Source organism: Sedimentibacter sp. B4 (assembly GCF_000309315.1).
Lineage (GTDB): Bacteria > Bacillota > Clostridia > Tissierellales > Sedimentibacteraceae > Sedimentibacter > Sedimentibacter saalensis.
In genome coordinates this window covers 139,869-161,860 of the sequence record NZ_CANG01000007.1, presented here as the reverse complement: position 1 = coordinate 161,860, position 21,992 = coordinate 139,869, and the positions used below count along the sequence as shown (strand labels likewise).

22 protein-coding genes, 1 riboswitch and 1 other annotated feature are annotated in these 21,992 nt (G+C 38.2%); of the genes, 13 read left to right on the top strand and 9 right to left on the bottom strand.

What is annotated here, in order from left to right; all coding sequences use genetic code 11:
• Positions 1 to 236: 236 nt before the first annotated feature.
• The 8 genes from BN358_RS01340 (at position 237) to leuB (ending at position 10,389) form a co-directional block, all read left to right on the top strand.
• Positions 237 to 1,523 carry a serine dehydratase subunit alpha family protein gene (locus tag BN358_RS01340; protein WP_019227522.1) on the top strand — a complete coding sequence of 429 codons (1,287 nt, stop codon included), beginning with the start codon at positions 237 to 239 and terminating at the stop codon, positions 1,521 to 1,523.
• Positions 1,524 to 1,591: 68 nt separating this feature from the next.
• Positions 1,592 to 2,767, top strand: a complete 1,176-nt coding sequence (locus BN358_RS01335; protein ID WP_019227521.1) for an amidohydrolase — start codon at positions 1,592 to 1,594, stop codon at positions 2,765 to 2,767.
• 13 nt (positions 2,768 to 2,780) lie between these two features.
• Positions 2,781 to 3,950 carry an amidohydrolase gene (locus BN358_RS01330; RefSeq protein WP_019227520.1) on the top strand — a complete coding sequence of 390 codons (1,170 nt, stop codon included), beginning with the start codon at positions 2,781 to 2,783 and terminating at the stop codon, positions 3,948 to 3,950.
• A 94-nt stretch (positions 3,951 to 4,044) separates the two neighbouring features.
• On the top strand, positions 4,045 to 5,418 hold the full coding sequence (locus tag BN358_RS01325) for a S41 family peptidase (RefSeq protein ID WP_019227519.1): 1,374 nt from the start codon (positions 4,045 to 4,047) through the stop codon (positions 5,416 to 5,418).
• Between the two features lie 148 nt (positions 5,419 to 5,566).
• Positions 5,567 to 5,805: a binding site (T-box leader), on the top strand.
• 84 nt (positions 5,806 to 5,889) lie between these two features.
• The gene (locus BN358_RS01320) at positions 5,890 to 7,413 is read left to right on the top strand and encodes a 2-isopropylmalate synthase (protein ID WP_019227518.1); all 1,524 of its coding nucleotides are present in this window, start codon (positions 5,890 to 5,892) and stop codon (positions 7,411 to 7,413) included.
• Positions 7,414 to 7,423: 10 nt separating this feature from the next.
• Entirely contained in the window at positions 7,424 to 8,689 is a 1,266-nt protein-coding gene (gene leuC, locus BN358_RS01315) for a 3-isopropylmalate dehydratase large subunit (protein ID WP_019227517.1), read from the top strand.
• A gap of 25 nt (positions 8,690 to 8,714) precedes the next feature.
• On the top strand, positions 8,715 to 9,209 hold the full coding sequence (leuD, locus tag BN358_RS01310; protein ID WP_019227516.1) for a 3-isopropylmalate dehydratase small subunit: 495 nt from the start codon (positions 8,715 to 8,717) through the stop codon (positions 9,207 to 9,209).
• Positions 9,210 to 9,327: 118 nt separating this feature from the next.
• Positions 9,328 to 10,389 carry a 3-isopropylmalate dehydrogenase gene (leuB, locus tag BN358_RS01305; protein WP_019227515.1) on the top strand — a complete coding sequence of 354 codons (1,062 nt, stop codon included), beginning with the start codon at positions 9,328 to 9,330 and terminating at the stop codon, positions 10,387 to 10,389.
• A 154-nt stretch (positions 10,390 to 10,543) separates the two neighbouring features.
• Here the strand turns inward: leuB and yyaC are convergent, their stop codons facing one another.
• The 3 genes from yyaC to BN358_RS01290 all read right to left on the bottom strand — a co-directional run bounded on the left by yyaC (position 10,544) and on the right by BN358_RS01290 (position 12,533).
• The gene (gene yyaC, locus BN358_RS01300; RefSeq protein ID WP_019227514.1) at positions 10,544 to 11,107 is read right to left on the bottom strand and encodes a spore protease YyaC; all 564 of its coding nucleotides are present in this window, start codon (positions 11,105 to 11,107) and stop codon (positions 10,544 to 10,546) included.
• Between the two features lie 73 nt (positions 11,108 to 11,180).
• Positions 11,181 to 11,921, bottom strand: coding sequence for a DUF975 family protein (locus BN358_RS01295; RefSeq protein ID WP_019227513.1), 741 nt, complete (start codon positions 11,919 to 11,921; stop codon positions 11,181 to 11,183).
• A gap of 21 nt (positions 11,922 to 11,942) precedes the next feature.
• Positions 11,943 to 12,533 carry a TetR/AcrR family transcriptional regulator gene (locus tag BN358_RS01290; RefSeq protein ID WP_019227512.1) on the bottom strand — a complete coding sequence of 197 codons (591 nt, stop codon included), beginning with the start codon at positions 12,531 to 12,533 and terminating at the stop codon, positions 11,943 to 11,945.
• Between the two features lie 200 nt (positions 12,534 to 12,733).
• Between BN358_RS01290 and BN358_RS01285 the strand changes: the two genes are divergently transcribed.
• Positions 12,734 to 13,393, top strand: a complete 660-nt coding sequence (locus tag BN358_RS01285; protein ID WP_019227511.1) for a YitT family protein — start codon at positions 12,734 to 12,736, stop codon at positions 13,391 to 13,393.
• 43 nt (positions 13,394 to 13,436) lie between these two features.
• Here BN358_RS01285 and BN358_RS01280 read toward each other — a convergent pair whose 3' ends face one another.
• Genes BN358_RS01280 through ribD form a run of 5 tightly spaced genes read right to left on the bottom strand, consistent with a single transcriptional unit; the run spans position 13,437 to position 17,542 of the window.
• A complete protein-coding gene (locus BN358_RS01280) occupies positions 13,437 to 14,093 on the bottom strand; it encodes an HAD family hydrolase (RefSeq protein WP_019227510.1) in 657 nt (218 codons plus the stop codon).
• 1 nt (position 14,094) lies between these two features.
• Positions 14,095 to 14,562, bottom strand: coding sequence for a 6,7-dimethyl-8-ribityllumazine synthase (gene ribE, locus BN358_RS01275; protein ID WP_019227509.1), 468 nt, complete (start codon positions 14,560 to 14,562; stop codon positions 14,095 to 14,097).
• Positions 14,563 to 14,575: 13 nt separating this feature from the next.
• Complete coding sequence (locus BN358_RS01270) at positions 14,576 to 15,769, bottom strand: bifunctional 3,4-dihydroxy-2-butanone-4-phosphate synthase/GTP cyclohydrolase II (RefSeq protein WP_019227508.1); 1,194 nt, start codon at positions 15,767 to 15,769, stop codon at positions 14,576 to 14,578.
• An 8-nt stretch (positions 15,770 to 15,777) separates the two neighbouring features.
• Positions 15,778 to 16,431 carry a riboflavin synthase gene (locus BN358_RS01265; RefSeq protein ID WP_019227507.1) on the bottom strand — a complete coding sequence of 218 codons (654 nt, stop codon included), beginning with the start codon at positions 16,429 to 16,431 and terminating at the stop codon, positions 15,778 to 15,780.
• Between the two features lies 1 nt (position 16,432).
• Positions 16,433 to 17,542, bottom strand: a complete 1,110-nt coding sequence (gene ribD, locus BN358_RS01260; protein ID WP_019227506.1) for a bifunctional diaminohydroxyphosphoribosylaminopyrimidine deaminase/5-amino-6-(5-phosphoribosylamino)uracil reductase RibD — start codon at positions 17,540 to 17,542, stop codon at positions 16,433 to 16,435.
• Positions 17,543 to 17,720: 178 nt separating this feature from the next.
• Positions 17,721 to 17,834, bottom strand: a riboswitch (FMN riboswitch).
• 198 nt (positions 17,835 to 18,032) lie between these two features.
• Between ribD and BN358_RS01255 the strand changes: the two genes are divergently transcribed.
• The gene (locus tag BN358_RS01255; RefSeq protein WP_019227505.1) at positions 18,033 to 18,608 is read left to right on the top strand and encodes a TetR/AcrR family transcriptional regulator; all 576 of its coding nucleotides are present in this window, start codon (positions 18,033 to 18,035) and stop codon (positions 18,606 to 18,608) included.
• Positions 18,609 to 18,632: 24 nt separating this feature from the next.
• Here the strand turns inward: BN358_RS01255 and BN358_RS01250 are convergent, their stop codons facing one another.
• A complete protein-coding gene (locus tag BN358_RS01250) occupies positions 18,633 to 19,295 on the bottom strand; it encodes an HDIG domain-containing metalloprotein (RefSeq protein WP_019227504.1) in 663 nt (220 codons plus the stop codon).
• 276 nt (positions 19,296 to 19,571) lie between these two features.
• On the opposite strand from BN358_RS01250, the gene BN358_RS01245 reads away from it, so the two are divergent.
• From BN358_RS01245 to BN358_RS01235, 3 genes are read left to right on the top strand one after another with little or no spacing between them, the layout of a single operon-like run.
• The gene (locus BN358_RS01245; RefSeq protein ID WP_019227503.1) at positions 19,572 to 20,420 is read left to right on the top strand and encodes a transporter substrate-binding domain-containing protein; all 849 of its coding nucleotides are present in this window, start codon (positions 19,572 to 19,574) and stop codon (positions 20,418 to 20,420) included.
• 22 nt (positions 20,421 to 20,442) lie between these two features.
• On the top strand, positions 20,443 to 21,231 hold the full coding sequence (locus tag BN358_RS01240) for an amino acid ABC transporter permease (protein WP_040581831.1): 789 nt from the start codon (positions 20,443 to 20,445) through the stop codon (positions 21,229 to 21,231).
• A gap of 8 nt (positions 21,232 to 21,239) precedes the next feature.
• Complete coding sequence (locus tag BN358_RS01235; RefSeq protein WP_019227501.1) at positions 21,240 to 21,983, top strand: amino acid ABC transporter ATP-binding protein; 744 nt, start codon at positions 21,240 to 21,242, stop codon at positions 21,981 to 21,983.
• Positions 21,984 to 21,992 lie beyond the last annotated feature (9 nt).

Here is a 21,992-nt window from a genome sequence, read left to right as displayed (position 1 = left end):
TGTTTTGCTGTCGATAAACAAAGATGGAAATTATCATTATTGATAATCATTTTTCAAAATTAATAAATTTAAAATTTGCTTAAAAAACAGCTCTGTTTTTGACCAAGCATTAACCTCGTATCATTTTTGAGAATTTTCTACAATCTTATGCCCAATCTATCCTGTACTTTTGCTGATTTTTAATAATTCAAAAATTGGTATGAATTTTGCAACTTAACAGTATGGGAGGTAATGATATGGATAAAAGTTTACTTATTAACATATTAAAAAATCAGGTTACACCTGCTCTGGGGTGTACAGAACCAGGCGCAGTGGCATATGCTGTTGCAAGAGCAAAGGAAATTTTAGGCACCGAAATAAGCAAGCTTAATATTGAGGTTGACAAAAATATATTAAAAAATGGAATGAGTGTAGGAATACCCGGAACCAACGAGCATGGAATAGTCTTTGCAGCGGCATTGTCACTGGTAATAGGAAAATCAGAATATGTGCTTGAGGTTTTAAAGGACGTTGACGATAAAAGCATAAACAAGGCGTTGGAAATAGTAAAAAAAGACATTATAAAGCTTAATCTTAATGAAAACATAAGCGGGCTTTACATAAGGGTAGATGCCGAAGGAAACGGTGAAAAATCAACGGTCATCATCAAAAACGCGCACAGCCGAATTGTCTTTGAAAGCAAAAACAACAATGTTCTGTTTGACAACACTGCCCCTGTGGGTATACAATCAACAAACAAACAAAATTCGGGCAATGAGATAAAGTATGAAATTAAAAATTATTCCATTGATGATTTGATCCTTTTTTCTGTTGAATGTCCAATTGAAGAACTGGATTTCATAAAAACCGGCATAGAAATGAACATGAGAATTGCAAATGTGGGTTTGACTGAAAACACCGGTGTTGGCATGGGAGATTATTTTTACAAAAATGCAACTGACGTATTTTCCATGGCCAAAGCATACACTGCTGCAGCTTCTGAAGCAAGAATGTCCGGATATCCCCTGCCCGTTATGAGCAGCGCAGGTTCCGGCAATCATGGACTTGTTGCAATAATTCCGATCGCATTCATAGGAAACAAAAAAAATCTTCCTGAGGAAAAAATTATCCGTGCCGTAGCACTCAGTCATCTTGTTACAATATTTGTAAAAGTCCATCTTGGAGCATTGTCGCCGGTGTGCGGCTGTGGTGTTGCAGCAGGAGTTGGCTGTGCTGCAGGTCTTACATTTCTTTTGGAAGGAAGCAGCAAACAAATAAAGTCATCCATAAACAACATGGTGGCAGGAATTTCAGGCATGCTTTGTGACGGAGCCAAGCTTGGCTGCTCGTACAAGCTGTCCATTTCTGTTGATGCAGCTGTTGATGCATCTGAAATGGCTCTTAAAAACATATTTATTCCCGATGACAACGGCATATTGGGTGATACACCGGAAAAAACAATAATAAATCTTGCTCATGTTTCAAACATAGGCATGAAAAATACAGATGGAGTAATATTAGAAGTTATGCTTAACAAATGTTAGCATAATATATAGTAAAGCAAATTTCCCGGGCTCACAGCCCGGGTTACTTTATAAATGAGAGGTGCAAAATGGATATTAAAAATTTAGCCGAGAAATACAGCGACTACATAATTGAGCGCAGGAGGTTTTTCCATTCAATTCCGGAACTCAGTTTTGAAGAAGTGAAAACAACAGAAGAAATTAAACGAAACTTGGAATCTATGGGCATTGAAGTCGAAACCTTCCCTGACTACAACGGACTGATTGGAACAATCCGCGGCACACATCCCGGAAAGACTGTAATGCTCAGGGCTGACATAGATGCCCTTCCTGTAGAGGAACACACGGGCCTTAGCTATGCTTCCACAAACGGCAATATGCATGCATGCGGCCATGATGCTCACATTTCAATGCTTTTAGGAGCATCAAAAATACTAAGTGCTATGAAAGAAGAAATTAAAGGAACTGTTAAACTGTTGTTCCAGTCCGCGGAAGAATCATGCTACGGAGCAAAATACTATGTGGAGAAAGGAGTTCTTGAGGGCGTTGATGCAATATTTGGAATGCACATCTGGGGAACGCTCGATGCTCCATACTTCAACCTTGAAGCAGGCAACAGAATGGCTTCTGTTGACAACTTCAAAATAACCGTTGAAGGCGTATCATCTCACGGCTCAGCTCCTCACCTTGGAAAGGATGCAGTAATTGCAGCCTCATCTATAATCATGAACATTCAGACCATCGTCAGCAGAATAAATAACCCTTTAAATCCTCTTGTTGTTTCCATAGGAACAATAAAGGGTGGAAAGAGGTTTAACATTATAGCCAACCATGTGGAAATGGAAGGAACCATCAGGACCCACTCCAGGGAAGTCAGAGCCGAAATTGAAGGGCACTTAAGAAACATAGTTGAAAATACAGCGAAAGCTCTCGGCTGCAATGCTCAGCTTAACTATACATATTATGCTGCTCCTGTAATCAATGAACATGACCACATAAACAACATAGTAAGAAATGCGGCAGTGAAGCTTTACGGTGAAGAAAGCCTCACACCGATGCCAAAACTCATGGGATCTGAAGACTTTTCATATCTTACTGAAAAAATTCCCGGCTTTTACGGATTCATAGGCACAAGAAATGCAGACAAAGGTTATATTTATACAAATCACAACGATAAATTCACTGTGGATGAGAGTGTACTTCACAGAGGAGCTGCTTTGTACGCACAGTTTGCATATGATTTTCTTGACGAAAAAAACAAATAGTATTGGAGGCATTATGACAATTAAAAATCTAGCTAAAAAATATGAAAATTACATAATAGAACAACGACAATTTTTGCACGGAATACCAGAACTGAGCCTTAATGAAAAAAACACCACAAAAAAATTAGTGGAAGAGCTTGAAAAAATGGGTATTGAAACCATACACTTTCCTGATTACAACGGGTGCATAGGAATAATCAGAGGTGGAAAACCAGGGAAAACAATTATGCTCAGGGCAGATATAGATGCTCTACCTGTTGTTGAAAAGACAGGTCTTTCATTTGCTTCAACCAACGGCAACATGCATGCATGCGGGCATGATACCCACATGGCTGTACAGCTTGGAGCAGCAAAGATTCTAAACGACATCAGACATGAACTGCCGGGAACAGTGAAACTGCTTTTCCAGTCAGGAGAAGAGGTTGGTATAGGATCAAAATACTATGTTGAAAATGGATACCTTGACGATGTTGACGCAGTATACGGCGCACATGTGTGGTCCGGAATAGAAGCAGGAAAATTCAATCTGGAACCAGGTGAAAGAATGGCTTCCTGCGACACATTTAAAATCATTGTAGAAGGCGTATCCTCTCACGGGTCAGCACCAAACCTTGGCAATGATGCCCTTTATGCTGCTGCCTCCATAGTAATGAACATACAGTCATTTATGAGCAGAAGAAACAACCCTCTTGAAGCTGCTGTAGTTACAGTGGGAACAATAAACGGAGGGCAGAGATTCAACATAGTAGCCAATGAAGTAGAGATGGAAGGAACCACAAGGGCATTTAACAAAAAAGTCAGAAACTCCATAGAAGGTGAACTCAGAAAAATAATAGAAAACACTGCAGAAGCTCTTGGAGTTAAAGCAACTTTGGAATATAACTATCTTACTCATCCTATAACAAATGAAGACGAACTGCTTAACAAAATAGCACACAATGCTGCAGTTAAACTTTTCGGAGAAGATTGTCTTGTATCAATGACAAAGGTAATGGGAGCAGAGGATTACTGCCACCTTGTGGCCGACAGACCAGGCTTCTTTGGATTCTTCGGGTGCTACAACGAAAAAATCGGAGCCGTACACAACAACCACAGCGAATTTTTCCTGGTTGATGAAAGCACGCTATACATGAGTTCCGCCCTGGCAGCTCAATTTGCATACGACTACCTTACAGAAAAATAAATTTTCACGCTGAGTATTAATTCTCAGCGTTTTTTCTTTACACAATTGCTTTTTTAAAATATACTTAAATGAGATTAATCTAACGAGGTGAAACATGAAAAGAAAAATATGTTTGTTTTTGGCTGCAGCCATGATGATTTTCTCTATGAATTCAGCAGCCTATGCAGAGGAACTGGACAAGGAGAAATTTGAACAGGACGTTGATTTTATGGAAAAGGTAATATATTTTGTACTTGATAATTATCAGTATGAAATTTCCCAGGAAGACGTGATGAACGGACTTTATGACGGTTTCTTTGGAGTACTTGATGATTACAGCGTATACTACACACCCAAGGAATACCAGGCAATGCTTGAAGACACTGCAGGTGAATTTTCAGGCATAGGAGTTCAGATCATAGATGTTGACGGTAATGTTGTTGTATTGACTCCTCTTGCAGGCTCACCTGCCATAGAAGCAGGAATCAAAGCAGGAGACATCATAAAGTATGTGGACGAAAAAGACATTACAGGTCTCACTGTAAATGAAGCTTCAATGATAATCCGCGGCCAGGAAGGAACAAAAGTTAAAATCGGCGTTGTACGAGACGGAAAAGACATAACTTTTGAACTTACAAGAAGAACAATTGTTACAAGCTCTGTGGAAGGAAACATCATGGATAACAACATAGGATACCTAAAGGTTACAGAGTTTTCAGATAACACTGTAAAATATGTAAAAGAAGAGCTTGCAGAATTTGATAAAAACAATGTAGAAAAAATAGTAATAGACATGAGAAACAACGGAGGCGGAACTCTTGATGCAGCTGTTGACATGCTCAACCTCTTTGTTACAGAAGGTGATGTTGTTTATGTGGACTATGCAACCGGAAAAGAGGATGTTTATACAAGCGAATTGAAAGAGCAAAAATATGAAATTGCAGTGCTCATCAATGAAGGAAGCGCCAGCGCCACTGAAATTTTTGCGGGGGCTGTAAAGTACAAAAAAGAAGGAACAATTGTAGGAACACAGTCCTTCGGCAAAGGCATAGTGCAGACGCTCTACCCTCTTGTAAACGGCAGCGGTGTTAAATTTACAACTGCGGAATATTTTTCAGTTGACAGAACACCCGTACATAAAATAGGAATAACACCTGACATAGTAGTAGAAAATGAAACTATGGATTTATCACGTTTTCCTGCATTCAGCAATACAAACAAGCCGGTCATGGGTTCTGTGAGCCTGGATGTTCTTGCTGCTGAAATGATTCTTGATACTCTTGGATATGATGTTCCTGATCCTGATGGAGTTTATGACCAATCATCATTTAACCAGATGATAAAATACCAGGAAGACAATTCTTTGTACCCATACGGCACAATAGATTTTGCAACTCAAAAATCATTGTACAGCTCACTTTTAGACCATGCTAAAAACAGCGTAGTTGACAAACAGCTCCAGACTGCTGTTGATGCACTCACAAAATAATATATTAATTACTGCATAAAAATACAAATTCAAGCCACAGTTTAACATTGTTGGCTTGAATTTTTTTTAGAAAATTTTTATAAAAATTTTTCTAAAAAGACTATTGACAAACATTTTTTTCTCTGTTACAATTCATAAAAATTAATCAACAAAAGCTGTGACGGAGAAAAAACTTTTCAATATGACAAGTTACAGAGAGTCGGCGTACGCTGAAAGCCGATACTGTCAAGAAAACACACTCGCTCCAGAGCTGATCGTCTGAAAACAGTAGGATGATACGTTGCCCCGTTAAAGGCTAAGATTTGTCAGAATCTGAATCGAGTGGTTTAGTGTATTTTTTTATACATAAACAATATGGGTGGTACCGCGGATATATCCGTCCCTGAGAGCTAATGCTTTCATGGACGGATTTTTTATTTCCATCGGAAGCCAGATTCTGCAATTACCAACAAACATTACAGGAGGTTTCAAATGGAAAGGATAGTAAAAATTTTCGACACAACATTAAGAGACGGAGAGCAGTCACCCGGCTGCAGCATGAACCTGAAAGAAAAAATAGAAATGGCCACTCAGCTTGAACGTATGAATGTGGACATTATTGAAGCAGGATTTGCTGCAGCTTCACCGGGAGACCTTATGGCAATTCAGGAAATTTCAAAACACATAAAAAATTGTACCATTGCCAGTCTTGCACGTTCTAACAAAGATGACATCGACAAGGCATGGGAAAGCTTGAAATATGCTGTTCATCCGCGCATACACGTCTTCATAGCAACGTCACCAATACACATGGAATACAAGCTTAACATGACACCGGAGCAGGTTGTTAAGGCTACTGAGGAATTGGTTTCTTATGCAAAATCTAAATGCGCCGACATTGAATTTTCATGCGAAGATGCTACAAGAAGCGACGTAGATTTCATCGCAAGAGTCATTGATACAGCTATCAAGGCAGGAGCAACAACAATAAACATTCCTGATACTGTGGGATACACAACACCTGATGAATATTACAACTTCATAGTTTCAATCACTGAAAAATGCCCGGCAATAAAGACAGTTGATATTTCTGTCCACTGCCACAATGATTTGGGCATGGGAGTTGCAAACACTCTGGCAGCCATAAAAGCAGGAGCAACACAAATCGAATGCACAGTGAACGGAATCGGAGAAAGAGCCGGAAATGCAGCTCTTGAGGAAATAGTCATGGCTATAAAAACAAGAAAAGACTATTTCAAGGCTGACACAAGAATAGACACTAAACAGATAATGAGAAGCAGCAACCTTTTGACAAGAATAACCGGAATCAAAGTCCAGCCCAACAAGGCAATTGTAGGAAATAATGCATTTTCTCACGAATCCGGTATCCATCAACATGGAGTTTTAAAAAACAAACAGACCTACGAAATAATGACTCCTGAATCTGTGGGGCTTGACAAAAACAAGCTTGTTCTTGGAAAACACTCCGGAAGGCACGCATTCAGAGACAAATTGGAACAGTTGGGTTACAAGCTGACAAACGAAGAGCTGGATGAAGCATTCAAAAAGTTCAAAGAACTGGCAGACAAGAAGAAAGATGTATTCGACAAGGACATCGAAGCATTGGTTTCAAGACAAAAAATTGATGTTCCAAGAACATACGAGCTTCACAATTATGTAATTAACACCGGCAACGTTATAACACCTACAGCAACAGTTTCAATCAAAAAAGACAAAATGATCAAAGAAGAAGTTGCAACAGGCGATGGTCCCATATACGCTTCATTTAAAGCCATAGAAAAAATATTGGGCAGGGACTACCAGCTTGATGACTTCTCAATCAATTCCATCACAGAAGGCGAAGATGCACTGGGAGACGTTATGGTTAGATTGAACGATGACGGTGAGAAGTTCGTTGGAAGAGGAATGAGTACTGATATTATTGAAGCCAGCATAACCGCATATATAAATGCAATAAACAAAATGATTTACGAAAAACAAAATATTATACAATAAGGAGATTATTATGGGTATGACAATGACACAAAAAATTCTGGCTGCACATGCAGGATTGAATGAAGTAAAAGCAGGACAATTTATTGAAATGAACCTTGATCTGGTACTTGGCAATGACATTACGGCTCCTGTAGCCATTAAGGAATTCAAAAAAATGGGAGCAGATAAAATATATCACAAAGACAAGGTCGTCATTGTTCTTGACCACTTTGTTCCAAATAAGGATATAAAATCAGCCCAACAGTGCAAAATTTCAAGAGAATTCGCCAAAGAACAGGAAATCACAAATTTCTTTGATGTGGGACAAATGGGAATCGAGCACGCTCTTATTCCTGAAAAAGGACTCATTGTTGCAGGCGAGACATGTATTGGAGCAGATTCTCACACATGCACTTACGGTGCCCTGGGAGCTTTTTCAACAGGCATTGGTTCAACAGACATGGCTGCCGGAATGGCAACAGGTCAGGTATGGCTGAAAGTTCCATCTGCAATAAAATTCAACCTCACAGGAAAACCAAACAAATGGATAAGCGGCAAGGACGTCATTCTCCACATCATAGGAAAAATCGGAGTTGACGGAGCATTGTACAAATCAATGGAATTTACAGGAGAAGGTGTCAAGGAACTTTCAATGGATGACCGCTTTTCAATTGCTAACATGGCCATTGAAGCAGGCGGAAAAAACGGAATTTTCCCTGTAGATGAAAAGACCATTGAATACATGAAAGAACATTCAGCTAAAAATTACACTATCTTTGAAGCTGACGAAGATGCAGAATATGACCAGGTAATAGACATTGACTTAAGTACGTTGAAATCAACAGTATCTTTCCCCCACCTTCCGGAAAACACAAGAAGCATTGATAATGTGGGAGAAATTAAAATTCATCAGGCAGTTATCGGTTCATGCACAAACGGCAGAATTGAAGACATGAGAGTTGCAGCAGAGATATTAAAAGGGCGCAAGGTTCACCCGGATGTAAGAACAATAATCATTCCTGCAACACAATCTATTTACAAACAGTGCCTCACTGAAGGGCTGGCTGAAATATTCATCGATGCAGGGGCAGCCATAAGCACTCCTACATGCGGACCATGCCTGGGAGGTTACATGGGAATATTAGCAGACGGAGAAAGAAGTATTTCTACAACAAACAGAAACTTTGTAGGCCGCATGGGCCACACAGGTTCAGAAGTGTATCTGGCAAGTCCGGCAGTGGCTGCAGCTTCTGCAATAGCAGGAAAAATTGCTGATCCAAGCGACATAGTTAAATAAACTAAATAATATCGGAGGAATAAAAATGATTGTACAAGGAAAAGTTTTCAAATACGGCAACGACATAGATACAGATGTAATCATACCGGCAAGATACCTGAATGTGACAGACCCCAAGGATTTAGCCTCACACTGCATGGAAGACATAGACAAGAACTTCATCAATGAAGTCAAGGACGGAGATATCATGGTGGCTTTGAAGAACTTTGGATGCGGCTCATCAAGAGAACATGCTCCCATAGCCATAAAAGCAGCAGGAATATCATGCGTCATTGCTAAAAGCTACGCCCGAATTTTTTACAGAAATGCTTTTAACATCGGTCTTCCAATACTTGAATGTGAAGAAGCCGCAGACAAAATACAAGCTGGCGACGAAGTAACTGTAGATTTCAAAAACGGCACTATAAAGAACATAACAAAAAATGAAACTTATCAGGCAGAGCCGTTTCCGGAATTCATCGAGCAGATAATCAATGCAGACGGACTTGTAAATTACGTAAAAAACAAACTAAAAAAATAATGAAGAATGAAGAATTAATAATTAAGAATTAAATGAAGAATTCAGGCAAAGCCTGAATTCCTCCACAATTCTTCATCCTTAATTATTAATTCTTAATTTCAAAAAAGCGGAGGGTTCAATGAATTATAAAATAGCAGTTATAAAAGGCGACGGAATCGGCCCTGAAATAGTTGATGAAGCCGTCAAGGTTTTAAATAAAGTAGGAGAAGTATACGGTCACACATTTGCATACATAGAGGCACTTGCAGGAGGCGCTGCCATAGACAAGACAGGAGTTCCTCTTCCTCAGGAAACATTGGATGTATGCAGAAAGAGCAATGCTCTGTTATTCGGAGCAGTTGGCGGGCCAAAATGGGATAGCCTTCCAAGTGAAATAAGACCTGAAAAGGGACTTCTTTCATTAAGAAAAGAGCTCAACTTATACACAAATATCAGACCTGCCATAATGTTCGATGAATTGAAGGACACATGCCCCTTAAGACCGGACATTGTTGAAGGAGGTTTAGATGTTGTAATACTAAGAGAGCTTACGGGAGGAATTTATTTCGGAAAGAAGTTTACCGAAGGAGATTATGCCTGTGACTGCATGGAATATTCCAAGTATGAAATTGAAAGGATTGCCCATCAAGCATTTAAAATTGCTCAAACAAGAGACAAGAGAGTAACAAGCGTGGATAAATCAAATGTGCTTGAAACTTCAAGGCTGTGGAGAAAGACTGTTGAAGAAACAGCAAAAAAATATCCGGACGTAAAATTAAACCACATGTATGTTGACAATGCCGCAATGCAGCTTGTAACAAACCCTAAACAATTTGATGTCATAGTCACTGAAAACATGTTTGGAGACATTCTTTCTGACGAAGCAAGCATGATTACCGGCTCCATAGGAATGCTTCCATCTGCTTCATTAGGTGACAACAACTTTGGAATGTACGAACCGATTCACGGTTCAGCTCCTGACATTGCAGGTCAAGGAAAAGCGAACCCAATTGCAACAATCATTTCCGTATCAATGATGCTTAAATATACCCTTAATCTGCCAACAGAAGCGCAATCAATTGAAAATGCAGTAAAAAAGACATTGAAAGATGGTTACAGAACCATGGACATTGCTAAAAAAGGCGAAAAGGCTATTACTACACAGGAAATAGGAAAAATTATAACAGAAAATATTCAGTAAAAAAAGCAGAGGACCGTAAGACACTAAGACTATTTATAAACTCTGACGCTGTCATCCTTAACGATAGTGAAGGATCTCATCTTTATTTAAAACATGAGATTCTTCGGGCTACGCCCTCAGAATGACAACGTCAAATATTACTTTGTCATCATGTTTATGTGCTGCTTAGTGATGCCTGCTCATTAATGGCTGAAGAAACCTTGTTGTTCATGTCGGCTGCCAAAAGTATTCCCTCACATATGGTTTCAGCCATTTCATAAATAAGAGAGAGCCTAGTGTCCTGAACCAGGTCATGAAATTCCTTGTCGCTTGAATCAACAACCCCTATTATTGAAACATCCCCTATTTCCGGAAGCAGCTTCCCAATTCCCTTTCCGGGAGTTATGGAACCTTCCCGCACCTCTATTATTCCTTGGTTTTTCTTGTTGCTTAAGCATGCATCAATAGCTATGATATTATCATAATTTTTCTTTTTTAATGTTTTTATGTAATCGTTGATATTTATTGCATGGACAGGTTTTTCCAGCGTCCCGTATATATCACCGCAAAAATTTTCTTTCATGAGCAATGTTCCGGTTAACGGACCCAGGCTGTCAATTATGCATTTATCTGTTCCGATACATACCAAAGCAAAATTGTTTTTCATATGTTCAGCCAGATAATTTCCGATTTTTATGGCTGCAAAGCTGTTTTTGTAATGCACTTCCAATGGATTCAAAGGAAACACCCCCTATGCATTAGTATATACAGCCAGGGGGTGCTTTATGTGCAGCATTTATTCAATTTTATTTTTAATCGCGATAGTACCTGTCATAATCGTTATATCCGTCTTGTGCGTTAAAATCATTTAAATTAAAATCGCCTGAAGTTGCCGTTCCGTTGTCCAGCGAAATTTTCCTAAGAGCCACATAAAGCTGTGCACATGTTGCATCGTAATAAGGATTCACGAAAAGCATTCCTATAACCAGCGCCAATAATCCCAGAAGATACCACCCCAAAAATGATATATCCAGTACAAAAGCTTCAAATTTATTACCATTCATCATTTTTCTGCTCAGGGTAATTGCTTCATTTGCCCCTATGTTTGGATTATCACCCAGTATATACGGAACCATCCTGTACGAATATGCTTTTATTATGCCTGGAATAACAAAAAGCAGCGTCCACAAGATGTTGTAGACATTCATAAGAAACATTGTTGATATAATTCCCTTGTAATTCATGCTGTCAAAAGAAAACCCGTAACATCCCTTTGTATTCTTGTACTGTGAAAGCTTTACAAAATACCTCCTTGAACCAACTTCCAGCGAATATCCAACGAAGATCCTGAATACTAAAAGAAGAATTGCTCCAACTACAAAAATCATAAAATATTCCGGATGACGTGCTAAATATTCCCCTGTATCTTCGCCTCTTGAACTTCCGCCTCTGCCTGTTACCAGCATTAAAACCAAGCTTACTAAAAAAGCATTCCAGTAGTTGTTTTTAAGAGACGCCTTTGCTAATGATTTAAGCTCTACCCTATCCCACATATTACCTCCTATTTTAAACAGCTATTTAGCTGCAAATATTTGAACCAATAGCTTCATATATTTTCTCATTCCTTCACACAAATTGTAGCTTCCGTCATGAGATGCCCAGTCATAACACAGTCCTCTTGCAGCAATAAATAAATATTCCGTTATTCCTTCAGGTTCATAGTCCTTAATTATTTCATCATTTTCCTGACCAATCTTGATTATTTCCGTAAGCACTGCCTGCATATTTCTACCCTTGGAAATGTAAAGCTTGTTAGCAGATGCAAATAGCTGTTTTGCAGTTTCCACGCCTGTTAATTCATTATATTTCGCATAATATTCAAAATAATCAATAATATTTTCGACTGCGCATTTTCCTTTGACGTTAGGTCTTACTGTTTCTTCGAAATACACATCTCCCCTCTTGTATATTTCTATCAAAATATCATCCTTTGATTTGAAATAATTGTAGAAGGAACCAACAGACACACCAGCCTTGGTGCATATGTCGTCAATTTTCATGTTATTGAATCCCTTTTGTTCCATGAGTTTTATTGCAGTCTTGTAAATTTTGTTTTTTGTAGCCTCAGCCTGAATTTTTCTGCTGTTTATTTTCTCTGCAGCCATTTCAGTCTCCTTACATTATATTTAAAGTATCATTTGAATTATAACAAATTAATTATGCAATTACTATTGAAATCATAAAATATTTGAATATTTTTAATAATACTAAATTTATTCTTTCTTAAAAAATTATTGTCTTTATTTTGTTGACACCGGTGTTCAAAGACAATATAATAATTTCATTACATCAAGAAGGTGAAAATGTGGAAAATTATATTAAAAGAACTGCCAAAGTAATGTTTGGACTGGTACTATACTCAATTGGACTTTTATTCAGCATCAATGCAAACATTGGACTTGCTCCATGGGATGCTTTCGGAATTGGAGTATCGAACTTAACTGGAATTTCCTATGGAAATGTTAGCATATTGACCGGAATTATAATATTGTTTTCGGTTGTGCTTCTAAAGGAAAAAATAGGCATTGGGACTGTTTTGAACACCGTCCTCATAGGTATATTCGTTGATATTCTTCTTTCATTGAATATATTGCCTAAAATGACAAACTTTTTTGCCGGCTTGTTGGTTATGGTCATAGGTCAAGTAATAGTAAGCTTTGCCAGCTATTTTTACATAAGCCCCGGCATGGGATGCGGACCAAGAGACACACTCATGGTTGCACTGGGCAAGAGGTTTCCCACTGTTCCAATCGGAGCAATCCGCGGGCTCATTGAAGGCACAGTGCTTATCATAGGCTTCCTTCTTGGAGCAAAGGTCGGAATAGGAACTGTCATTGCAGTTTTCGGAATAAGTTTCATAATGCAGACAACATTCAAATACCTTAAGTTTGACATAAAGGCTGTTGTACACGAAAGCCTTTTCGATTCATTGAAAAATTTCAAGGTTATATTTGCTAAATCATAAAAAAGCTATGTTTCCATAGCTTTTTATATTATGTGTATTAATTTCATACCAAAGTGAGAATTTCTCTTATGTCCTTGATTTTTGCAGAAGCCATGTCACCTTCTTTTTCTTCTCCGTAACCATACTGGCAGTAAACAGAATATATTTCGTTTTTCACCCCTGCTTCAATATCATGAAATCTGTCACCCACAATTACCTGGTTCATAGGATAATTGTTTTTAATGATTTTTAAAACCTCATGTTTAGGAATGAAATCATACATTTCAGAACAAATTAAATCATCAAAATAAACATCGAGATTGAATGCAGCAACAGCTGCTTCCATGTACCTGACACTGCAGTTGCTTAAAAATACAAGCTTAAAATCTCTTTTCTTAAGTGATTGGAGAACTTCTGCTGTATTGTCATAAAGACAGCCACTTCCTGAAAGCAGTTGATTATGCATTTCTCTTCCGATTATTGCTCCGGCTCTGTCCTTAAAAGATTCATCCAGATCTTTCATGAAATCGTCCCACATCTCAATCCTGGTGTACCCAAGCCATCTTGAAATTTCATCATCCTTCCACTCCCTTGGTTCTGCTTTTTTATTATCCACAAGAAAATCATAGGCCTTCCTGAAAGCAGGTGAGTAAATTTTGATGCTGTTGTTAAGTGTTCCGTCAAAATCAAAATAAATTGTTTTGACGTCCTGAAGCTTCATTTTACTTCTCCAGCTCATCAAAAAGATTTACCATTTCAATTGCTGTGCAGGCAGCATCATAACCCTTGTTTCCTGCTTTTGTTCCTGCTCTTTCAATAGCCTGTTCAATTGTGTCTGTAGTGAGCACTCCAAAGACTACCGGAAGTCCTGTTTCCAGAGAAACGTTGGCTATTCCTTTTGACACTTCGCTTGAAACGAAGTCAAAGTGAGGAGTAGATCCTTTTATTACTGCACCAAGGCATACAACGGCGCTGTACTTGCCCGACTGTGCCATCTTCTTTGCAGCCAGAGGAATTTCAAAAGCTCCCGGAACCCAGGCAACTTCAATTTCTTCTTCATTTACACCGTGTCTCTTCAGCGCATCCAGTGCTCCAGCCAAAAGCTTTCCTCCAATAAATTCGTTGAATCTTCCTACCACTATACCATATTTCTTATTGTTTGATGTTAATCTTCCTTCATATATTCTCATGTTCATCCTCCTATTAAAATTGTAAATCGTGACCCATTTTTTCTTTTTTTGTTTTTAAATAAAATTCATTTTTTTCGTTACTTTCCACCTGAATATTTTCCTTGCCTACAACTTCAATTCCAAAGCCTGACAGACCTATAATCTTTTGAGGATTGTTTGTCATAAGTCTTATTTTTCTGATTCCAAGAGCATACAGTATCTGCGCCCCAATTCCGTAATCTCTTAAATCTTCCTCGAATCCAAGAGCAAGGTTTGCTTCCACAGTGTCCATTCCCTGGTCCTGCAGTGAATATGCCCTGATTTTGTTGATGAGGCCTATTCCTCTTCCTTCCTGCCTCATGTATAAAAGAACTCCTCTTCCTTCTTCCTCTATGCGCATCAATGCTTCATGCATCTGATCACCGCAGTCGCACCTCAATGAACCGAAAGCATCTCCTGTGAGGCATTCCGAGTGAACCCTCACAAGCACAGGTTCCTCTGTCTCTACATCGCCTTTAACAAGAGCCACATGATGCTCTCCTGTAATTTTATTGATGAATCCTATCATTTTAAAATCACCGAATTTTGTAGGCATGCTTGCTTCGGCAACTTTTTCCACAAGCACTTCCTTTTTTCGCCTGTATTCAACCAGGTCCTTAATTGTAATAAGCTTCAAGTCGAATTTCTCTGCATATTTTTCAAGGTCCGGAACCCTTGCCATGGTACCGTCTTCATTCATTATTTCGCAAATTACTCCTGCAGGATAAAGACCTGCCAGTCTTGCCAGGTCAACAGATGCTTCCGTATGTCCTGTTCGCACCAGCACTCCGCCGTCTTTTGCAACCAGAGGAAAAATATGTCCCGGCCTGTTGAACTCTGAAGGCTTTGCATCCTTTTCAAGCATGTGCTGAATAGTCTGTGCCCTTTCATGAGCTGATATTCCTGTTGTAGATCTGTTTGAATCAACAGAAACAGTAAATGCCGTTTCCTTTGGGTCCGTATTGTTTGTAACCATACTCTTTATGTTGAGTTCATCAAGCCTTTCCTTGAGCATTGGAAGGCATATGAGACCTCTTCCATGCTTAGCCATAAAGTTGATATGCTCCGGCTTTACCTTTTCTGCAGCCATGAGCAAATCGCCTTCATTTTCTCTGTCCTCGTCATCAATTACTATTACCATGTTTCCTCTTTTGAGTTCCTGAATTGCTTCTTCAATCGTATTAAACATATTTCCTCCTATAAAAAACCATTGTCAGCTAAAAATTTCATATCTATTTTGCTTGTTTCCTGTTTTTCATCACTTTTGAAAGTAAGAAATCTTTCAATGTATTTTCCCACAATGTCACATTCAAGATTCACTTCATCACCTATTCTTTTCTTAAGCAAGACTGTTTCTTCCTTTGTAACAGGTATGAGAGACACCCTGAATGAATTATTGTCTGTATCAACAACCGTAAGGCTCGTTCCGTCAATTGCAACAGAACCCTTTGGTATTATGTACTTAATTACATTGCTTGTAGTTTCAACCGTGAGCCAGGTTGCGTTGTCTTCATCCTTATATTCCTTTATGGTTCCTGTTCCGTCTATGTGTCCGGAAACTATGTGGCCTCCAAGTCTGTCACTCACTTTAAGTGCCCTTTCAAGATTGACAGGACTGCCTTTCTTAAGTTTGCCTAGGTTTGTCTTTCGCATGGTTTCAGGCATTACATCAACTGTAAATGAACTGTTTGTAAAACTTGCTACTGTCAGACATACGCCGTTTGTGCTTATGCTGTCCCCAAGCCTAACATTTTCAAGAACTTTTTTAGCCTTAATGGTTAGCTTCATGGACTTTCCTCCATTTTCAGCACCTTCCATTGTACCTACTTCTTCAATCAATCCTGTAAACATATTAATTATCCTTTCTAACATAAGCTTCAATCATTATGTCATCATCAAAGTGGCTTATTTTTAAATTCTTAAGACTCACTGCATCCTTAAGATGTTCGAACCCTTTTCCTCCAACCGGCGTCTTTGCTTCATCTCCTCCTATTATTTTAGGAGCAATGAAAGCCACTACCTTGTCTGCAAGTTTCCTTTCAATTATGGAAAAATTAAGCGTTGAGCCTCCTTCAACCAGTACACTGTCAATACCTTCGCTGCCAAGCCAGTCAAACAAATATGATAAATCAACCTTTGAATCGAATTCCGGAGTAATTACAACCTGGACGTTGTTGAACCCTTTCAATAGTTCTATTTTTTGTTTGTCGGCTCTGTCAGTTGTGGCTATAATGGTTTTTTTATCTGAATCAATACTAAGCACTTTTGAATCAGGCGGTATTCTCAAACTAGAGTCAACAATTATTCTTGTTGCATCCGTTCCTCCGTTTTTAAGCCTTGTAGTAAGAGATGGATCATCTTTTATTATGGTGTTTACACCAACCATTATTCCTGAAACCCGATTTCTTAATTCATGCACATAATGTCTTGATTTTTCATTAGTTATCCACATTGACTCCCCTGTGTTGGTGGCAATTTTGCCGTCTAATGTCATGGCAGTCTTCAGTATACAAAAAGGTTTTTTTTCTCGTATGAACTTTAGGAAAATTTCATTTATCTTTTGTGCCTCCGCCTCAAGAACACCTGTGACAACTTCTATGCCGTTTTGCATGAGTATGGATATTCCTTTTCCTGCCACTTTAGGATTTGGATCAATCATTGCGACAACTGCCCTGGCAATTTTCTTTTCAACCAAAAGATCAGCGCATGGAGGTGTCTTTCCATAATGGGAACAGGGCTCAAGTGTCACATAAATAGTTGATCCTTCCACATCTTCATGAGCATTGTTTATTGCATTTACCTCGGCGTGAGGACCTCCGAAATATTCATGGTATCCTTCGCCTATGATTTTGCCATTCTTAACAATTATCGCTCCCACAAGAGGATTTGGACTGGTTTTTCCTATGCCCTTTAAGGACAAATCCAATGCTTTTTTCATATAAAACATGTCTTTAGATTCCATAGTCACCTCCATGATTATAATTTCCAAAATTTCATCTTTTACTTCTTGATACCCAAATTTTATAATTGTATTCATAGTGCGGAAAATTGTACGGGCATAAATTACATTGCATAATAAAAGGTTCTGAAGATAGTCTTCAGAACCGTATGTTCAAAATTACGAATACAAAAATATATTCGTCTTTCTTCTCCCATCCAGACTTTACTGTCGGTCTTGGAATTTCACCAAGTCAACCTTTCGGCTCGCGGACTTTACCGCCGGTCGGGAATTTCACCCTGCCCTGAAGATATATTCAATTTATTGTGATTATAATACCAAATCATTTGATTGTCAAATATTTTTTATTAAATTTGTCAATTGATATATTTAGAGACAATTGATTCAGCTTGAACAAATATGCCAAATTTACCACAAAAGAGGGATTTTTTGTATATTAAATCATTGATTTTTTTAATTCTGTATAATATAATCTTAATGGCGGTGATGAATCTTGAACTTATACCAATCAATCTCAAAGAAAAAGGCAATCGTTGATGTAATAGTAAATTTAATGGATGAAGAAGGCCTGAAAAATGTCACAATAAAGGACATCTGCGAAAATGCAGACATTTCTATAGGTTCATTCTATCATTATTTCAGCTCAAAAGATTCAATTGTGCAGGAAATGTATCAGCTCATGGATGAATATTTTTTATTGAATAAAGACAATATATGCAACCATTTTACTGCAATCGAAGATATAATTGATTTTGTCACACATTTTGGTTTATATGTGGAGCAATGGGGTTATTATGCTAACCTCCTTGTAATACGCACATCTTTAGAAGAAGCAGCCAAAGGTTCTCTAAATAAACATAGAAAAATTTACAATGTTCTTAAAGATATCATAGATATAGGAATTGAAGATAAATTCTTTAAAATAAACATTGATGATGAAGACCTTGCTTCAACAATATTTGTTATAATAAGAGGATATATGCTTGAATGGACAAAACACGGAGCCAATTACCCTGTCAAGGATAATATGGTCAGACAAGTAAAATATCTTTTAAATTCCATAAGTTAAAATAAAATCCACCGAAGTGGATTTTTATTTTTCTCTGTATTCTCTGCACTTTTGCAAAAATACATGAATATTTTGTTTTTCTTTTCCTATGTCGCTGCCCTTTCTGCCCAACCTGTCGCAAAACCCCAAAAGAGCTACTTCTTCTATGTCTGTTTCTTCCTTCATACTTTTTATGTCGGCAAATCCGTTGTTCTTGACCACATGAAGTATCTGCATGTGCCATCTTATTAAATGTTCAACCTGATGGATGAATTTATGGTCTGTGGTAAATTCTTTTAAGAATTCTCCAGCCATTACAGCTCCAACTTTTTCATGGTCGTAAGATGTAATTTTGCCTTTTCTTTTTTTAGTTGTGTCTGGTTTTCCTATGTCGTGAAGCAGAGCTGCCCACATAAACACTTTTTCATTTCTGCTTTTATGTTTTTCTCTGGCAGCAAAATCTATTACCATCATTGTATGGTTCCACACATTGCCTTCCGGGTGATAAACCGGCGACTGTTCGGCGTATTTCATGTTGTATATCATATTAAAGGGATGTTCCCTGAATATAGCCGTACTAGCTATGCTGTTAAAAAATTCGGAAGGTTTGTCATCCATCAGCAGGTGGTTGTTTATTTCATACAGTAAAATTTCTTTTGTTTCATCATCTGTTAAATCATAATTAAGCTCTTTTTGTTTTAGCTGCATGTTCACCTCTTTAATATCATTAATTTTATCATTATTATGATGCCAATGTAAACATAAAATATACTTTTGTATTAATGGCAGCATTTCCAATAATAAATACAATTGAAATTTATATTTTTTATAATTTAAATTTTCATCAAAAAGTATTATTAAGCTATTGACACTTATAAACAGCATATGTATAATAAGCTATTAAAATAAGTAATTGACAAAGGCGTCAACTTTTCGTAAGTTGCGCCTTTTTTTATTGCTTTTACGACATGGAGGAGAAATAAAATGAAATCAAAAAAAATTATTGCGTCATTGCTTGCTGTGACATTATTAGCTGGTATGGCATCAGGCCTTACAGCATGCAGTTCAAATGAAAAAGCAAGCACAGAAGAAAAAAAAGTTTTGAAAATAGGTATGGAATGTGCTTATGCACCATTTAACTGGACTCAGACAACAGATGAAAACGGTGCATTACCCATTGCCGAAACCGGCGGATATGCAAACGGTTATGACATAATGGTCAGCAAGATGATATCAGAAGAACTTGGCTATGAAGTTGAAATTTATAAAACAGAGTGGGACAGCCTGATTCTTTCTGTGAATTCAGGAAAAATTGATGCTGTTGTTGCCGGTATGGCCATGACTGAAGAAAGAAAACAAAGTGTGGATTTCACAGATACATATTACGTTGCAGACATAGTGGCAGTAACAATGAAAGGCAGCAAATATGAAAATGCCAAGTCATTGAATGATCTGACAGGTGCATCTGTAACATCTCAGGTAGCAACAATCTGGTATGATACAATTGAAGATCAGTTGCAGAATGCTGACATAAAACCTCCCGTAGATTCAACTCCGTCTACAATCACTACTCTTACATCAGGCAAGACAGACATCATAGTTATAGACATGCCAACAGCACTGGCAGCTCAAATGGCTAATCCAGACATGGTAATTCTGGACCTTGCAGAAGGGGATTTCGACACAAGTTCTGAAGATACAGACTTTGGCATTGCCGTTAAAAAAGGAAACACAGAATTGGTCGAAGAACTGAACAAGGTAGTTTCAAAACTTACTGATGCAAAAAAAGAAGAACTCATGAAAAAAGCACTGGAAATCCAGCCACTATCATAACTATAAGCGAAAGGATCATACTATGAACTCAAATTTGCCAACAACATTCTGGAGATGGATTCCTTTCCTTTTTAACGAGTATTTGCCTATGTTTGTTAAAGGAGCAGCTATTACATTCTACATATCCGTCATTGGTACATTGATGGGATTGATAATAGGGCTTCTTGCCGGAATCATTCAGACTATTCCCGTTGAAATCAATGATAACCCCCTTAAAAAGACTGTACTTTATGTAGTTAAAACACTATTGAAAGTTTATATCGAATTTTTCAGGGGAACCCCTATGATGGTTCAAGCCATGATAGTTTATTACGGTCTCATGCAGGTTTTTCAAATCGACTTGAGCTCCATGACAGCAGGATTGCTTGTTGTATCAATCAATACAGGTGCATACATGGCAGAAACCGTAAGAGGAGGAATCATATCAATTGACGAAGGTCAGACAGAAGCTGCTAAAGCTCTGGGCATGACACACTTCAGAACAATGTATTCAATTGTCCTTCCTCAGGCCTTCAGAAACATAATTCCTCAAATAGGAAACAACCTTATAACAAATATAAAGGATACATCCGTGCTGAGTGCAATAGCTGTTCCTGAACTTTTTCTGGCGGGCAAATCTGCATCAACAACATATTTTAGATACTTTGAGGTGTATTTCATTATCTGCATTGTTTATCTGACTATGACCCTTACAGTGTCACGACTTCTTAGGATGCTTGAGAACAAGCTTGATGGCCCTTCAAGCTACGAATTGGCGGAAGAGTTTCAGGAAGAAATTACTGCCGATTTGAAAGAAACTTTTGTAATATAGGAGGACTCATGGAAACAAATACAATTCTGGAAATCAATCATCTGGTCAAAACCTTTGGAGATAATGAAGTTTTAAAAGATATAGATTTCTCTACAAAGGAAGGAGATGTGATTTGTATAATAGGGTCTTCAGGCTCAGGCAAATCAACTCTGTTAAGATGCATAAACATGCTGGAAACGCCCACAAGCGGTGAAATACTGCACAAAGGAAACAACATAAATGAAACGGCACTTAAGCTAAACGAATATCGTTCAAAGGTAGGCATGGTGTTCCAGTCATTCAATTTGTTCAACAACATGACTGTTCTTGAAAACTGTATGATTGGAGTTACGACAGTCAGAAAAAAAGACAGCGTATATGCAAGAATTGTTGCAATGCATTATTTGAAGAAAGTTGGAATGGCTGCATACATAAATGCCAAACCCCATCAGCTTAGCGGAGGCCAGAAGCAGCGTGTTGCCATAGCCAGAGCACTTGCCATGGAGCCTGAAATGATTTTGTTTGACGAACCAACAAGCGCCCTGGACCCTGAAATGGTTGGAGAAGTTCTGACAGTAATGAAGACTTTGGCCAAGGAAGGAATGACCATGATTATTGTAACTCATGAAATGGCATTTGCCAGGGATGTTTCGACAAGAGTAGTGTTCATGGACAATGGAGTGATTGCAGAGGAAGGACCCCCGGAGCAGATTTTTGCAACACCTCAAAACCACCGCACAAAGGAGTTTCTGTCAAGATTCATTTCTCATTAATTTACCTAA

Excerpts from the sequence above, each read along its gene's own strand:
- BN358_RS01340 (WP_019227522.1), top strand. The coding sequence starts at position 237 with ATGGATAAAAGTTTACTTATTAACATATTAAAAAATCAGGTTACACCT.
- BN358_RS01335 (WP_019227521.1), top strand. The coding sequence starts at position 1,592 with ATGGATATTAAAAATTTAGCCGAGAAATACAGCGACTACATAATTGAG.
- BN358_RS01330 (WP_019227520.1), top strand. The coding sequence starts at position 2,781 with ATGACAATTAAAAATCTAGCTAAAAAATATGAAAATTACATAATAGAA.
- BN358_RS01325 (WP_019227519.1), top strand. The coding sequence starts at position 4,045 with ATGAAAAGAAAAATATGTTTGTTTTTGGCTGCAGCCATGATGATTTTC.
- BN358_RS01320 (WP_019227518.1), top strand. The coding sequence starts at position 5,890 with ATGGAAAGGATAGTAAAAATTTTCGACACAACATTAAGAGACGGAGAG.
- leuC (WP_019227517.1), top strand. The coding sequence starts at position 7,424 with ATGGGTATGACAATGACACAAAAAATTCTGGCTGCACATGCAGGATTG.
- leuD (WP_019227516.1), top strand. The coding sequence starts at position 8,715 with ATGATTGTACAAGGAAAAGTTTTCAAATACGGCAACGACATAGATACA.
- leuB (WP_019227515.1), top strand. The coding sequence starts at position 9,328 with ATGAATTATAAAATAGCAGTTATAAAAGGCGACGGAATCGGCCCTGAA.
- BN358_RS01295 (WP_019227513.1), bottom strand. The coding sequence starts at position 11,921 with ATGTGGGATAGGGTAGAGCTTAAATCATTAGCAAAGGCGTCTCTTAAA.
- BN358_RS01290 (WP_019227512.1), bottom strand. The coding sequence starts at position 12,533 with ATGGCTGCAGAGAAAATAAACAGCAGAAAAATTCAGGCTGAGGCTACA.
- BN358_RS01280 (WP_019227510.1), bottom strand. The coding sequence starts at position 14,093 with ATGAAGCTTCAGGACGTCAAAACAATTTATTTTGATTTTGACGGAACA.
- ribE (WP_019227509.1), bottom strand. The coding sequence starts at position 14,562 with ATGAGAATATATGAAGGAAGATTAACATCAAACAATAAGAAATATGGT.
- BN358_RS01270 (WP_019227508.1), bottom strand. The coding sequence starts at position 15,769 with ATGTTTAATACGATTGAAGAAGCAATTCAGGAACTCAAAAGAGGAAAC.
- BN358_RS01265 (WP_019227507.1), bottom strand. The coding sequence starts at position 16,431 with ATGTTTACAGGATTGATTGAAGAAGTAGGTACAATGGAAGGTGCTGAA.
- ribD (WP_019227506.1), bottom strand. The coding sequence starts at position 17,542 with ATGGAATCTAAAGACATGTTTTATATGAAAAAAGCATTGGATTTGTCC.
- BN358_RS01250 (WP_019227504.1), bottom strand. The coding sequence starts at position 19,295 with ATGCAGCTAAAACAAAAAGAGCTTAATTATGATTTAACAGATGATGAA.
- BN358_RS01245 (WP_019227503.1), top strand. The coding sequence starts at position 19,572 with ATGAAATCAAAAAAAATTATTGCGTCATTGCTTGCTGTGACATTATTA.
- BN358_RS01240 (WP_040581831.1), top strand. The coding sequence starts at position 20,443 with ATGAACTCAAATTTGCCAACAACATTCTGGAGATGGATTCCTTTCCTT.
- BN358_RS01235 (WP_019227501.1), top strand. The coding sequence starts at position 21,240 with ATGGAAACAAATACAATTCTGGAAATCAATCATCTGGTCAAAACCTTT.